The sequence below is a fragment of the Caballeronia sp. LZ008 genome, from assembly GCF_031451435.1.
Taxonomy (GTDB): domain Bacteria; phylum Pseudomonadota; class Gammaproteobacteria; order Burkholderiales; family Burkholderiaceae; genus Caballeronia; species Caballeronia zhejiangensis.
In genome coordinates this window covers 1,298,808-1,312,759 of the sequence record NZ_JARUXK010000004.1, presented here as the reverse complement: position 1 = coordinate 1,312,759, position 13,952 = coordinate 1,298,808, and the positions used below count along the sequence as shown (strand labels likewise).

Below are 13,952 nucleotides of genomic sequence, written 5' to 3'. Positions count from 1 at the left end.
GCTTGCAAAACGAAAGTTATTTCGCCGCGAAGCCCGTCGCGGGGTATGCAGAGGCACACAGAGGCACATGAACCACGCAAACGACGAGCCGTTTTTTCAGCCAGGGCGCAATTGCGCGAGCGTGCGTCACGCAGATCGCTTCAGTCTGCTCATCGATGGCGCCGATTATTTCCGCGTGCTGCGCGAGGCGCTCACGCGCGCGGAGCGCACGGTGTTCATCCTCGGCTGGGATATCGATAGCCGCATGAAGCTCACGCCCGAAGGCGCGGACGACGGCTATCCCGAAGCGCTCGGCGATTTTCTGCACGCGCTCGCGGGCGACAAGCGGCGGTTGCGCATCTACATTCTCGCTTGGGATTTCGCGATGCTCTACGCATTCGAGCGCGAATGGCTGCCCGTCTACAAGATGGGCTGGCGCACGCACCGGCGCATCGCGTTCCAGATGGACGGCAAGCATCCGCTCGGCGGATCGCAGCATCAGAAGATCGTCGTGATCGATGATCGCGTGGCATTCGTCGGCGGACTCGATCTCACGCGCTCGCGCTGGGACACGTCCGCGCACGCGCCCGACGAGCCGCTGCGCCGCGATGCGAACGGCGCGGCATATCAGCCGTTTCACGACGTCCACACGATGTTCGATGGCGACGCCGCGCGCGAAATCGGCCAGCTCGCACGCGAACGATGGGCCCGCGCATGCGGCAAGCGCCTCGCGATTCGCGCGCATCGCGCGACGCTGCAGAACGATCCGTGGCCGCCTTCGCGACGCGTCGATCTCGAAGATGTCGATATCGCCATCTCGCTCACCGAGCCGGATTATCTCGGCCGCGAACCGGTGCAGCAGATTCGCACGCAGTATCTCGACGCCATCGCGCGGGCGCGGCGCAGCATCTATATCGAGAACCAGTACTTCACTTCGGGGACGATCGGCGCGGCGCTCGCGGATTCGCTCGCGCGCGAGGACGGACCCGATCTCACGATCGTCGTGCCGCGCAATCAGAGCGGCTGGCTTCAGGAAGTGACGATGGGCGTGCTGCGCGCGCGCCTGCACAGGCTTCTGAAAAACGCCGACGCGCATGGACGTTATCGGCTGCTGTGCCCGAGCGTGCCGAAGCTCGGCGACGCGATCGTCAACGTGCACAGCAAGCTGATGATCGTCGACGACGAATTGCTGATCGTCGGTTCGGCCAATCTGAACAATCGCTCGATGGTCCTCGACAGCGAATGCAACGTCTCGATCGATGCGGGCGCGGATGCGCGTATCCGCCGCGCGATCGCGACGATGCGCGACACGCTGCTCGCCGAGCATCTCGGTTGCGATATCGCGGATGTGGTGCGCGAACGAGAGGCGCGCAACGGCACGAATGCGGGAATTCAGGCGCTGTTGCGCGACCGCGACGAACATCGCACGATGGTGCCGCTCGATCCGCAAGTGTCGACGGAGCTCGACCAGCTGATTCCGCCCGAGGCGCTGATCGATCCCGAAACGCCGATCGCCGCCGACGAACTCGTCGATCAGTTCGTGCCTGCGGAAAAGACGCGTCCGCTCATCGGCCGCTTCGCGCTGCTCGGCATGTTCGCGCTGATGGTCGTGGTCGTCGCGGGTCTGTGGCACTGGACGCCGCTCGGCGATTACGTGAACCTGAAGTCGCTCACGAACGCGACGCGCCATATCGATTCGCTGCCGCTCGCGCCGGTCTGGATCGTGCTCGGCTATGTCATCGCGGCCGTCATGGCCGTGCCGATCACGTTGCTGATCGCGACGACGGGCATCGTTTTCGGCGCGTCCTGGGGCGCGGCTTATGCGTTCATCGGCACGACGATTGCAGCGGCGATATCGTATTCCCTTGGCAATTGGCTCGGCCGTGACGCGGTGCGCAAGCTCGCGGGCGCGCGCGTCAACCGGCTGTCCGAACGCGTGGCGAAGCGCGGCATCGTCGCGGTCGTCGTGTTGCGGATCTTGCCCGTTGCACCATTTGCGATCGTCAATCTCGTGGCGGGCGCATCGCATATCCGCATGCGCGACTTCATGATCGGCACGATGCTCGGCATGGGCCCCGGCATCTTTCTGACGGTCGCGTTCGCGCATCAGTTCGTCGCGTCGCTGCATCGGCCGACGGTCGGCTCGTTCGCGGTGCTGATCGGCATCGGCGCGGCGCTGATCGGCGCGTCGCTGCTGCTGCAGCGCTTTCTCGGTGGCAAGAATCGTCACGACGCGCACGAAGGCGCACCGAGCGATGCGGACAAATCGCGCGCCAGCGACGAAGCCAAACGCGCGAGCGAACTGCGCGAGAACGGCACGATGCCGCGCGAATCATCGACGAAAAACGAGCGCCCCGACGAGGTCAACTCATGACGCTGATGCACGAGACCGTCATCGAACGCGAATATATGAAGGACGCGCGCGCACGCGAGCTGCGCATCGCCACATACAACTTGCATGGCGCGATAGGCATCGACGGCAAGTTCGCGCCGGAACGCATCGGCGCAGTGCTCGCCGAGATCGATGCGGACATCTTCGCGCTGCAGGAAGTGCCGCTCGGCGGCAGCGGCGCGCCCGATGTGCTCGACGTGCTGCAACGCATGACGAACCTGAACGCGGTCGCGGGCCCGACGCTCGACACGCCCGAACGGCGTTACGGCAACGCAGTGCTCACGCGCTATCCGGTGCGCGCGGTCCGCACGCTCGATCTTTCGTTCAGGAGCCGCGAGCCGCGCGGCGCGCTCGATGCCGACATCGATTGCGGCGGCGAACTCTGGCGTGTGGTCGCGACGCATCTCGGGCTTGCATCGAGCGAAAGGCGCGCGCAAGTGGAGCAAGTGCTGCAAAGCTTCGATACGCCCGCGCTGCCCGTGATCCTGCTCGGCGATCTGAACGAATGGTTCGTCTATGGCCGCACGTTGCGGCGGCTCGTCACGCACTTTCATCGCGCGAGTGCGTTGCGCACCTTTCCGACGCGCTATCCGCTCTTCGCGCTCGATCGCATCTGGGTGCATCCGGGCGAACGTCTCATGCGTGTCGATGTGCATCGCACGCCGCTTTCGCGTATCGCATCGGATCACTATCCGCTCATCGCGCATATCGCGCATCGCGCATTTGCATCGTCGATGCAGCGATAAAGCGCGCGACGTATGCGATGTAAACGCGGCTCCATGACTTGCGTGTCAGCGCGACGCCACGAAAAACCCCTATAAAAACGATATAAAAGCGCAAAAGACTCGCACGAACTCGCTTGGCCTATGTAGAATCCGGCGTGATACGAACGCATCGGTGCGAACGTATTCGAATATCACTGACCAAAAACAGGTAGGAGAAACATGCCGACTTCCGCTAAAACCGCTGCCAAGAAAGCCCCGGCCAAGAAGGCCACGGCGAAGACCGCTGCCGCACCGGTGAAGAAAGCAGCAGCACCGAAAGTTGCCGCGAAGAAAGTAGCCGCGAAGAAGACCACGAGCGGCGCTCCCACGCCGATCAAGGACACGTTCACGAAGGCATCGCTCGCAACGCATCTCGCAGATCGCGCCGCTGTCGACGTGAAAGCGGTGAAGGCCGTGCTGGTCGCGCTGGAAGACACCATCCTCGGTTCGATCCACAAGAAGGGCGCTGGCGAATTCACGCTGTCGGGCCTGCTGAAGATCACCGCGCAAGCCGTGGCCGCGAAGAAGAAGCGCTTCGGCAAGGACCCGTTCACGGGCGAGGAGCGCTGGTTCCCGGCCAAGCCGGCAAGCGTTCGCATCAAGGCGCGCGCGCTGAAGAAGCTGAAGGACGCAGCGGCTTAAGTCTCTTTCGCCGGCATCACGGCTTCGGTTTCGTTGGCGAAATCGAAGCGCGTCGAACAAGAGGCCAGCTTCCCTTCATTGGGATGCTGGCCTCTTTTGCTTTCTCGTCCCTTGCTTTTGCGTTCCTTGCTTTTGCTTTCCTTATGACGCGCGCGCGTTGAAAGGCGCGAAGATCTCGCTCAACCAATCCGCGAAAACCCGTACGCGCGCGGAGAGCTGCCGGTTATGCGGATACAGCACGGAGATAGGCATCGGTGGTGGCGGAAGGTTGGGAAGCACGAGTCGCAGACGGCCATTGTTCAAAGCATCGTCGACGTGATAGCGCGGCACCTGCACGATGCCGAGTCCGGCGAGTGCGGCTTGCGTATAGAGTTCGACGCCCGACACCGAAACCGACGCCTGCAATTCGATGGTCTCGATACGCCCGTCGACGCTGAACTCCAGCGGCAATGCGCGACCCGTCGCGCTCGATACGAAGTTCACCGCGCGATGCGATGCAAGCGCTTCGAGATCATCCGGCGTGCCTTCACGCGCGAGATACGCGGGACTCGCCACTGTGACTTGTTCGAGCAGCGCGACGCGCCGGCCGATCATCGACGAATCCTGCAACATGCCCGCGCGCAGCACGCAATCGACGCCTTCGCGCACGAGATCGACGAGCCTGTCGTCCTCGCCGATATGCAGTTCGATCTGCGCATGACGCTCGAGAAACGCGGGCAGTCCCGGCATGATGAAATGCCGCGCGAGCGTGCCTTGCAGATTCACGCGCAACAAACCCTTCGGCTCCGCGTGCTTGAACGAGCCTTCCGCTTCTTCCAGATCGGCGATGAGACGCACGCAACGCCGATAGTGCTCTTCGCCATCGGGCGTGAGGCGCACCGTGCGCGTCGTGCGTTCGAGCAGGCGCGCGCCGAGCCGCTCTTCCATGCGCTTCATCAGATTAGTGACGGTGGCGCGCGGTATCTGCAGATCGTCGGCCGCTTGCGTGAAGCTGTGCCGCTCCGCGATACGCACGAAGACCTGCATTTCCTGGAATCGATCCATGGCGAATGGGCGGTGAATTGTTAAAGCTACTGGAACGATGATACTAATCCACGCACGATGATCGCGAAAACGGAATGATTCATCATGCTTCTCATCGAACAGCCACTTTGAGGAGCACATCATGAGTCAGACTCAATCGAAACGCGTGGCGATCGTCACGGGCGCGTCGCGCGGCATCGGCGCCGAGATCGCGCGGCGTCTTGCACGCGACGGCTTCGCGGTCGCGGTGAACTATGCGTCGAGCGCGAAGGAAGCGGATGCGCTCGTCGTGCAATTGCGCGAAGCGGGAAACACGGCGATCGCCGTAAAAGCGGATGTCGCCAAAGCCGACGACGTGCGCGACATGTTCGAGACCGTCGAAGCGCAGCTCGGCAAAGTCGATGCGCTCGTCAACAACGCGGGCGTTCTGAAGACCGCGCCGCTCGCCGACACGAGCGATGCGCTTTACGACCAGACGTTCGATATCAACGTGCGCGGCACGTTCAACACGCTGCGCGAAGCGGCGGCGCGCATGAAGGGCGGCGGGCGCATCGTGAACTTTTCGAGCACGACGCTCGCGCTCAACATGCCGGGCTACGCGATCTACAACGCGACGAAGTCGGCGGTCGAATCGTTCACGCATGTGTTCGCGAAGGAGTTGCGCGGACGCGGCATCACGGTGAATGCGGTCGCGCCCGGACCGGTGGCGACGTCGCTGTTTCTCGAGGGCAAGACCGACGAGCAGATCGCCACGTTCTCGAAGATGCCGCCACTCGAACGTCTCGGTCAGCCGGACGATATCGCCTCGATCGTCGCGTTTCTCGTCGGGCCGGATGCGGGCTGGGTCAACGGGCAGGTGCTGCGCGCGAACGGCGGCATCGCTTAAAGCATCAGCGGGAACTGGTCGTCGGCGGGTGCGCGGCGCTTCGTCGTCGCGCGTTTCGTCTGCTGTGTGACGGCGGCGCGCGCGGGCGCGTCCTGTACGACGAGTTGGAACGCAGGCCGCGCATCGCATGCGATCCATTGCAGTTGTTCCGGCGCGAGGCGCTTCGCGATCAGGCTGTACACATCGGAGTCGAACGGGCGTAGGTCGGGTGCGTCGGAGAGCAGCGGCGCGATGCTGTCGCGTGTCGCGCATGTGCCGATATAGCACCATCGATCGATTACGTGCCACGCTTCGCGACCCGATGCTTCATCGCGCTCGCAGACGGCGATCGGCCCTTCGTGCGGCCATTTCACGAGGCGCGCGCCTTCGAGCGCATCGAGCGCACGCGAGGCGTGATCCGCGAGCGTTTCGATTCCCGCACACGACCCGAGGCAGCGTTTCACCTGATAGCCGAAGCAGCCGCGCCCCGGCGAAAGCGGCGCTTTTTCGAGGCCGAGCGTCGCGTGACAGAGATTGTGTTCATCCGCCAGATGGCGCATGAACGCATGCGCTTTCGCGCGCGACGCGAACACGCCGAAGAGATGTTCCTCGCGCGACAGATCGCGTTTGTTCGCCTTCACGAGCGTCGGCGCGTGCGCGCCCGGTAGCCACTGCCACGCACACGTTGCCGATGCGCCTTTGAGCAAGCGATTGTGCGTCGGCTTCAGCTCCTTCACGAGCTTCGCTTCGAGCAGCAGCGCGCCGAGCTCTCCGACCGTCTCGCGGCATTCGATGCGACGGATCGCCTGCGAGATCGACAAGTCCTTCTGAAGCCTGTGATCGCCCGAAAAATGCGCCGCAACGCGTTGTTTCAGGTTGATGCTCTTGCCGACATAGAGCGGCACGTCGTCGTCGCCGTGAAAGAGATAGACGCCGGGCGCCGACGGCAACGCATCGAGCGCGCCTTCGGGCAGCGCGGCGGGCAAGCTCGCGCGGCGCACGAGCGTTTTGATGGCTGCGTCGACGAGATCCTGCGAATAGAGCGCGTGAATCTTCTGCCAGAACTGCCAGAGCAGGTCGGCGTCGGCGAGCGCGCGATGGCGTCCTTCGGGCGCCAGATTCAGCCGCGCGATGAGCGCATCGAGACCATGTCTTTCGACCGATGGAAAGAGCGCGCGCGACAGCCGCACCGTGCACAGCGTATCCGCGCGAAACGCGATGCCCGCGCGGCGAAAGGCGTTCTTGAGGAAGCCGTAATCGAAGCGCGCGTTGTGCGCGACGAAGAGCTTGCCGTGCAGCCGCTCGGCGAGCGCGGGCGCGAGCGATTCGAAGGTGGGCTGGCCGCGCAGCATGGCGTCGTCGATGCCGGTCAGGCGCGCGATGAACGGCGGGACCGGCACGCCCGGATCGACGAGCACGCTCCAGCGCTCGATGCCCGCCGTGCTCGCTTCAACGACGCCGATTTCGGTGATGCGGTCCTCGGTCGCGTTCGAGCCGGTGGTTTCCAGATCGACGAAAACGATCGGGCGCGCGAGTCCTGCGAGAAGGGCATCGGCGAGGGAATCGGCTTCGTCTTCGAAAGCGTCGGACATGATGAAACGTTGAGCGTTGAGCGGGCAGTCTAGCGCGAAACGGCCGTGCACCATGAACGCGCGCTAAAAAAGTGGCGCACGTCGCGCACTTTCGTCCGATACTGCAAGGAAATGCGGTAAAAAAACGAAGGACGCAATGATGCAGATCTACGATGAAATGCGTCAGGACGACACCGTGCGCAGTCACTACGCGCGGTTTTCACGCTGGCTCGCGCAGCAGCGCCCCGAAACCATCGCGAGAAAGCGCGCCGAAGCGGACGTGCTGTTCCGGCGCGTCGGCATCACGTTCGCGGTGAATGGCGATCTGTCCGGCACCGAGCGGCTCATTCCCTTCGACATGATTCCGCGCATCATTCCCGGCGACGAATGGCGCGTGCTCGAAGCCGGTTTGCGGCAGCGCGTGCAGGCGCTCAATCTCTTTCTGCACGATATCTACCACGACGGCGACATCGTGCTCGCCGGGCGCGTTCCGGCCGAACAGGTCTACACGAACGCGCAATATCGGCCGGAAATGCAGGGCGTCGACGTGCCGCTCGACGTCTACGCGCATATCGCGGGCGTCGATGCGGTGCGCGCCGGCGCGGCGGGCGAGTTCTACGTGCTCGAAGACAATTTGCGCGTGCCGTCGGGCGTGTCGTACATGCTCGAAAACCGCAAGATGATGATGCGGCTCTTTCCCGAACTCTTCGTGCAGAACCGCGTCGCGCCGGTCGCGCATTATCCCGACCTGCTGCTGGAAACATTGCGTTCGATCGCGCCTGAAGGCGTCGACGATCCGGCGGTCGTCGTGCTGACGCCCGGCATGTACAACTCGGCGTACTTCGAGCACACCTTCCTCGCGCAGCAGATGGGCGTGGAACTCGTCGAGGGCAAGGATCTTTTCGTCGACGACAACTATGTCTTCATGCGGACGACGCACGGCCCGCGCCGCGTCGACGTGATCTATCGCCGCGTGGACGACGACTTTCTGGATCCGCTCGCGTTTCGCGCCGATTCGGCGCTCGGCATTCCGGGCTTGCTGACGTCGTATCGCGCGGGGCGCGTGACGCTCGCGAACGCGATGGGCACCGGCATCGCCGACGACAAATCGATCTATCCGTTCGTGCCCGACATGATCGAGTTCTATCTCGGCGAGAAGCCGATCCTGAACAACGTGCCGACGTTTCAGTGCCGCAAGCCCGACGATCTCGCGTACACGCTCGCGCATCTGCCGGAGCTCGTCGTGAAGGAAGTGCACGGCGCGGGCGGCTACGGCATGCTCGTCGGGCCGGCATCGACGCAAGAGGAAATCGAAACCTTTCGCGCGTTGCTGCTCGCGCGGCCCGAAGGCTATATCGCGCAGCCGACGCTCGCGCTCTCCGCGTGCCCGACCTTCGTCGAGGCGGGCATCGCGCCGCGTCATATCGATTTGCGGCCGTTCGTGCTGTCGGGCCGCGAAGTGTCGATGTGCGCGGGCGGCCTCACGCGCGTCGCGCTGCGCGAAGGCTCGCTCGTCGTCAATTCGTCGCAAGGCGGCGGGACCAAAGATACGTGGATGGTCGAATGACATGCTGAGCCGAACCGCCGATCACCTGTTCTGGATGGCGCGTTACATGGAGCGCGCCGAGAACACCGCGCGCATGCTCGACATCAACATGGAAGGCGCGCTCCTGCCGCAAACGCCCGAGCAGGAAGCGCGCGCGCAGCGTTCGGTGCTGAAGATATCCGAGCTGGAAGACATGTTCGACGCGCGTCATCCGGGATCGCGCTCGCGCGAGGACATGCTGCACTTCATGGTCGCCGATGCGCGCAATCCGTCGAGCATCCTCTCGTGCCTGCAGGCGACGCGCGAAAATGCGCGCGCGGTGCGCGGCACGCTCACCACCGACGGCTGGGAAACGATCAACTTCACCTGGCTCGAATTCACTCAGCGCCTCGCGAACATGGAACTGCAAACGAGCCCGGATGCACTGTTCGAATGGGTCAAGTACCGCTCGAATCTGTGCCGCGGCGTGATGCAGGGCACCGCGCTGCGCGACGACGCGTTTTTCTTCATGCAGCTCGGCGCGTATCTCGAACGCGCGGACAACACGGCGCGCATTCTCGATGTCCGTTTCGCCGATGCCACGCCGAACTCGCGCGAAGCCGCGCGGCAGCTCGAAGACTTCTACTACTGGACGTCGATACTGAGTTCCGTGTCGGCGCTGGAGATTTATCGCAAGGTGTATCGCGATGTCGTGACGCCCGCGCGCGTCGTCGAACTGCTGATCCTCAACGAGCAGATGCCGCGTTCGCTGCTGGCATCGCTCGACGGCGTCTGCGACACGCTCGCGAAATTGCGCACGGACGCGTCGAAGGAATGCGAGCGTTTCGCGGGCAAGCTGCGCGCCGATGTGCTGTATGCCGACATCCGCCAGATACTCGAAACGGGCGTGCACGCGTGGCTGACGCAGTTTCTCAAGCGTGTCGACGAACTCGGCCTGCGCGTGATGCACACCTTCCTCATGTTGCCGATCGCGTGAATCATGCTGCTGACCATTCGCCACGACATCCGCTATCGCTACGCCACGCCGGTCACGTATTCGATCCAGCAGTTTCGCGTGAGTCCGGCGAGCGGCGCGTCGCAGATCGTGCGGCACTGGCATGTCGAAGCGCCGGGCAAGCTCGACCTCACGCGCGACGCCTACGGCAACGCGCTGCACACGCTCGTGCTGACGAAGCCGCACAGCGAGATTCATGCGAGCGTGGCGGGCGGGATCGAAACGGAGGCTTTATCCGATGGCCGTCTCTTCGATGAAGCCGGTCCGATTCCGCTCGAACATTTCACCTGTCCCACGCGGCTTACCGCGCCCGATGCCGCGATCCGCGAGCTCGCGCACGGCGTCGACGCGCTCGATACGCCCGCGTCGCTCATCGCGCTGACGGAGCGTATCGGCGAGCGCGTGCGGTATCGCACGGAGCCGGCGTATGCGGCGGGCACGGCGGCGCAGGCGCTCGCGAGCGGCTTCTGCGATGCGCGCGATCTCGCGCATCTGATGCTCGCGTGCTGCCGCGCGCGGGGCGTGCCGGCGCGCTGCGTGAGCGGCTATCTGGATGCCGACGTGCACGCCTGGACCGACGTGTGGATCGAGCACGGCTGGGTGTCGATCGATGCGACCCGGGCGGCGTTCGCGGGCGAGCGTCATTGCCGCCTTGCCGTCGCGCGCGATTACGAATCGGCGGCGCCGGTGCGCGGCTCGCGCGTCGGCGGGAAGGAGGAAACGCTGACGGTGCATGTGAGCATGGATACACAGCCGGATCAGTGAACGCATCGATGCGACGCGCGTTCGCGCTCAGTACAATGTGGGTTTGCTTGTTTCAGGACGGATCGACATGACTTATTGCGTGGGCATGTGCGTGGACGAGGGACTCGTGTTCCTGTCCGACACGCGCACCAACGCCGGCGTGGACCACGTGAGCGCCGCGCGCAAGATGGCTGTTTTCGAACAGCCGGGAGAGCGCGTACTCGTCCTGCTCGCGGCGGGCAATCTCGCCTTGACGCAGGCGGTGACGCATCTGCTCGTGGAGCCCTCCGATCCGAACGCGCCCACGCTGTATAGCGTCCAGACGATGGCGGAAGCCGCGCGCATCGTCGGCGATGCGGTGCGCGAGGTGCATCGGCGCGACGCGCTGTCGCTCGCTGAATTCAGCGTCGACTTCAATTGCAGCTTCATCCTCGGCGGACAGATCTTCGGCCAGCCGCCGCGACTCTTCATGATCTACGCGGCGGGCAATTTCATCGAATCGACGCGTGTGTCGCCGTATTTCCAGATCGGCGAATCGAAGTACGGCAAGCCGATCATCGATCGCGTGATCACGCCGTCGTCGCCGCTCGACGAAGCCGCCAAATGCGCGCTCATTTCGATGGATTCGACGCTGCGCTCGAATCTCTCGGTCGGTCTGCCGCTCGATCTGCTGGTCTACGAGAAGGACTCGCTGCGCGTCACGCGCTTCGCCACGCTCGACAACAACAGCGCGTACTACCAGATGATCAACAAGACCTGGGGCGAGCGTCTGAGGCAGCTTTTCGGCGAGATTCCGAACCCTTCGTGGACCGAGCTCGACAATGTTCCGCTGCGTCCGCGCGAGACGCGCAGCACGGTGCCGCGGCTCGTCATCGGCGATCTGCCGTGCCCGGGCGCGCCCGCGCAGACGCTCGCGCAAGACGTCGAATCGAACGGCAACGCGCCGCATCAGTGAGCGGCTTCAGGGGCACGGCAGCGGCAGCGCAATGCCCGACCTGACCGCTTGCATCTTTCGCGGCGAATCGGTGAGCACGGCCGTCATGCCGATACAGGCGGCGGCGCGATAATCGTCGGCGTTGTCGATGCCGATCGCGAGGATCGGGGTCTCGCCTCTGGTGCGAAAGCACTGCACCGCTGCGGGCGTCCAGAGTCTCGACGTCACCGCCGAGCGCGCTTCCCCGAGCGTGAACGTTTCGACCAATTCCATCTTTCTCGCATACTCGAACGCGGTCCATCTTCCGGGCGACGGTGCGTCCTTGCACGTGGATTCGAGCGCCACGTAGGCGAGGCGGGCGCGTGTCGCATCGCGCGACTCGAACAGCCGCGAACGTGCCTGCGGATAGGCCGAGAAGGCCCGTTGATAGGCGGCATCGGTCGAATAGATCAGCACGCGTGACCACGCGTTTTCCTCGTCCAGCACGCGCGCGACCGCCGCCGTCTGAGGTCCGGCGGGCAATGCCTTCATGTCGAGCATCACGGGTACGTCGGGCGGAATCACGCGCAACGCCTGCGCGAGCGATGGAATACGCAGCGCATGATCGCGATACGGATAGCGCGTCACGCCGTTTCCATCGGCGAGGGCGAAGTTCCGTCCGGCGTCGAGATGTTGCAGCGCGCCGAAGTCGTGGTCCGCGACCGTTCCGTTGCCATCCGTGTTGGTCGAGAGATCGGCCGGGCGATAGAGCACCGGCACGCCATCGCGGGTGAGTTGCACTGTGAGCCAGATCGCATCGGCGCGATTGTGCAGCGCGCCCTGGATGGCGATCAGCGTGTTCTCCGGGTAATCGGCTGCGCCGCCGCGATGCGCGATGATCATCGGCAAGGCGGACGCGTGCGCAGTATCGGACCGATGCGCGGCTGTCGTGCAGGCGGTTGCGGCGATGCACGCCGCCATTGCAAGCGGAGCCAGAAGTCTTGAGCGAAGCGGCATTCAGCGAACCCCCGGGGCATTGAGATTCGGCCGATTCTGCCGCCGTTGTCCGGGCGGGATGACGCGCACGCGGTTGATTCAACACTTTGTTGCGCTTGCCGCTTTCGGACGCGAAAAAAAAACAGCCATCGGAAAACCGATGGCTGTTCGAGGATGCTGCTGTCCTTCCGGCGCGGCACTCGCGTGCCACGCCAGTCGGTTGTTCTTAGAACTTGTGGCGCAGGCCGATGAGCACCAGTTCCTGGTGGCTGCGGCCGCTTGCGAAACCGAAGTCGCTGATCGAAGCTTGCGCTTCTTGCGTCGAGCCGTCCGCGTTGCGCTGCGTGCCGCTTGCGTGCTGATACGCGCCGACAGCGTAGACGTCCGTGCGCTTCGACAGCGAGTAGTCCGCGCCGATCGAAACCTGGTGGTAGTTGGCCGACGTGTCGCCGCTGCCGTGCGTGTACGTGTAGCCCAGGCCGAGCAGCGTTGCCGGCGTCAGCTGGAAGTTCAGGTACGCGTTGGCGACGTTGAACTTCTCTTGTTCCGTGAACGTCGAGCTGCCGTCGTTCTTGTACTGAGCGAAGCTGTACGAAGCGCCGGCCGTGAACGGACCGAACACGTACTGGCCTGCGCCGCGCGCGATGGCGACTGCGTGGGCCGTCTGGTAGCCGACGTTGATCACCGTGTTGAACAGCGAATCCGACGACGGGCTGTTCCAGCCGGTGGTGCCGGTCGTGCGGCCAGCCGTCGGGTTGTTCACGTACAGGTAGCTGGCGGCCAACGAGAACGGACCGTTGCCGTACGTTGCAGCGGCACCCCAGGTCTGGCCCTGGCCGGTAGCGCCCGCGAGGTTGCTGAAGCCGTAGATGCCTTCGAACTGGAAGCCGGAGAACACCGGCGACACGTACTTGACGGCGTTGCTCACGCGCAGGCTGTTGTCGTAGTTGTCGACGTCGCCCGGCGTTGCGAAGGCAGCGCCCCAGTAGTTGTCGGCCGTGAGGCCCTGAACCATGTCGACCGACGGGTCATACTGACGACCCAACGTGACCGTACCCCACTGGTTGCCGCTCAAACCGACGAACGCTTGACGGCCGAACAGACGACCACCCTGGTTCGACTGACCCGTGCCCGGATCGAAGCCGCTTTCCAACTGGAAGATTGCCTTGAGGCCGCCACCGAGGTCTTCCTGACCCTTCAAGCCCCAACGCGGGCCGGACAGCGTGCCGTTGACCATGCCGAACAGATGGTCGCCGTTTTCGTTGGCGTGGCTCACATATGCGAGACCGGTATCGATCACGCCATAGAGCGTCACGCTCGTTTGTGCTTGCGCCGCGCCTGCTGCGCCGAGCAGCGCCAGCGAGAGGGACGTCAGTGCGATTCGTTTCATCGAATTCTCCACGCGAATGATTAATCGTTGTTGCCGGCGCAGAGAATAACGCAACGTTTCGTAACTTCAGAAACGAAAAAATATTGACTGTCTCGAAAAACACACACTTGGGCGTGAAGCCCGCCTGTCAAGG

The 13,952-nt window shown here is 63.9% G+C and carries 12 protein-coding genes; 8 read left to right on the top strand and 4 right to left on the bottom strand.

Going from position 1 to position 13,952, the window contains the following annotated elements; all coding sequences use genetic code 11:
* Positions 1-67: 67 nt before the first annotated feature.
* The 3 genes from QCE49_RS31050 to QCE49_RS31040 all read left to right on the top strand — a co-directional run bounded on the left by QCE49_RS31050 (position 68) and on the right by QCE49_RS31040 (position 3,777).
* Entirely contained in the window at positions 68-2,353 is a 2,286-nt protein-coding gene (locus tag QCE49_RS31050) for a VTT domain-containing protein (RefSeq protein ID WP_250436082.1), read from the top strand.
* Complete coding sequence (locus QCE49_RS31045; RefSeq protein WP_008352800.1) at positions 2,350-3,117, top strand: endonuclease/exonuclease/phosphatase family protein; 768 nt, start codon at positions 2,350-2,352, stop codon at positions 3,115-3,117. The genes QCE49_RS31050 and QCE49_RS31045 overlap by 4 nt, the downstream gene beginning before the upstream one ends.
* 198 nt (positions 3,118-3,315) lie before the next feature.
* Complete coding sequence (locus QCE49_RS31040; protein ID WP_008352802.1) at positions 3,316-3,777, top strand: HU family DNA-binding protein; 462 nt, start codon at positions 3,316-3,318, stop codon at positions 3,775-3,777.
* 141 nt (positions 3,778-3,918) lie between these two features.
* Here the strand turns inward: QCE49_RS31040 and QCE49_RS31035 are convergent, their stop codons facing one another.
* Positions 3,919-4,821: a LysR family transcriptional regulator gene (locus QCE49_RS31035; RefSeq protein WP_033536698.1), complete on the bottom strand. Its 903-nt coding sequence runs from the start codon at positions 4,819-4,821 to the stop codon at positions 3,919-3,921.
* A 121-nt stretch (positions 4,822-4,942) separates the two neighbouring features.
* Here QCE49_RS31035 and QCE49_RS31030 point away from each other — a divergent pair, with 121 nt between their 5' ends.
* Positions 4,943-5,686, top strand: a complete 744-nt coding sequence (locus QCE49_RS31030; protein WP_008352806.1) for an SDR family oxidoreductase — start codon at positions 4,943-4,945, stop codon at positions 5,684-5,686.
* On the opposite strand, the gene QCE49_RS31025 is transcribed toward QCE49_RS31030, so the two are convergent.
* Entirely contained in the window at positions 5,683-7,257 is a 1,575-nt protein-coding gene (locus tag QCE49_RS31025) for a 3'-5' exonuclease family protein (protein ID WP_250458036.1), read from the bottom strand. The two genes, QCE49_RS31030 and QCE49_RS31025, sit on opposite strands and share 4 nt — an antisense overlap.
* Before the next feature lie 139 nt (positions 7,258-7,396).
* On the opposite strand from QCE49_RS31025, the gene QCE49_RS31020 reads away from it, so the two are divergent.
* From QCE49_RS31020 to QCE49_RS31005, 4 genes are all read left to right on the top strand, one after another.
* Positions 7,397-8,803: a circularly permuted type 2 ATP-grasp protein gene (locus QCE49_RS31020; protein WP_250458049.1), complete on the top strand. Its 1,407-nt coding sequence runs from the start codon at positions 7,397-7,399 to the stop codon at positions 8,801-8,803.
* 1 nt (position 8,804) lies between these two features.
* The gene (locus tag QCE49_RS31015) at positions 8,805-9,758 is read left to right on the top strand and encodes an alpha-E domain-containing protein (RefSeq protein ID WP_008352812.1); all 954 of its coding nucleotides are present in this window, start codon (positions 8,805-8,807) and stop codon (positions 9,756-9,758) included.
* Between the two features lie 3 nt (positions 9,759-9,761).
* Positions 9,762-10,541: a transglutaminase family protein gene (locus QCE49_RS31010; RefSeq protein ID WP_250458035.1), complete on the top strand. Its 780-nt coding sequence runs from the start codon at positions 9,762-9,764 to the stop codon at positions 10,539-10,541.
* Positions 10,542-10,608: 67 nt separating this feature from the next.
* Positions 10,609-11,475 (top strand): proteasome-type protease, encoded by an 867-nt coding sequence (locus QCE49_RS31005; protein WP_008352816.1) that lies wholly within the window; start codon positions 10,609-10,611, stop codon positions 11,473-11,475.
* Between the two features lie 6 nt (positions 11,476-11,481).
* Here the strand turns inward: QCE49_RS31005 and QCE49_RS31000 are convergent, their stop codons facing one another.
* Both QCE49_RS31000 and QCE49_RS30995 read right to left on the bottom strand, forming a co-directional pair.
* Positions 11,482-12,414, bottom strand: a complete 933-nt coding sequence (locus tag QCE49_RS31000; RefSeq protein ID WP_008352817.1) for a glycerophosphodiester phosphodiesterase family protein — start codon at positions 12,412-12,414, stop codon at positions 11,482-11,484.
* Between the two features lie 241 nt (positions 12,415-12,655).
* On the bottom strand, positions 12,656-13,819 hold the full coding sequence (locus tag QCE49_RS30995) for a porin (protein WP_008352819.1): 1,164 nt from the start codon (positions 13,817-13,819) through the stop codon (positions 12,656-12,658).
* Positions 13,820-13,952: the final 133 nt, after the last annotated feature.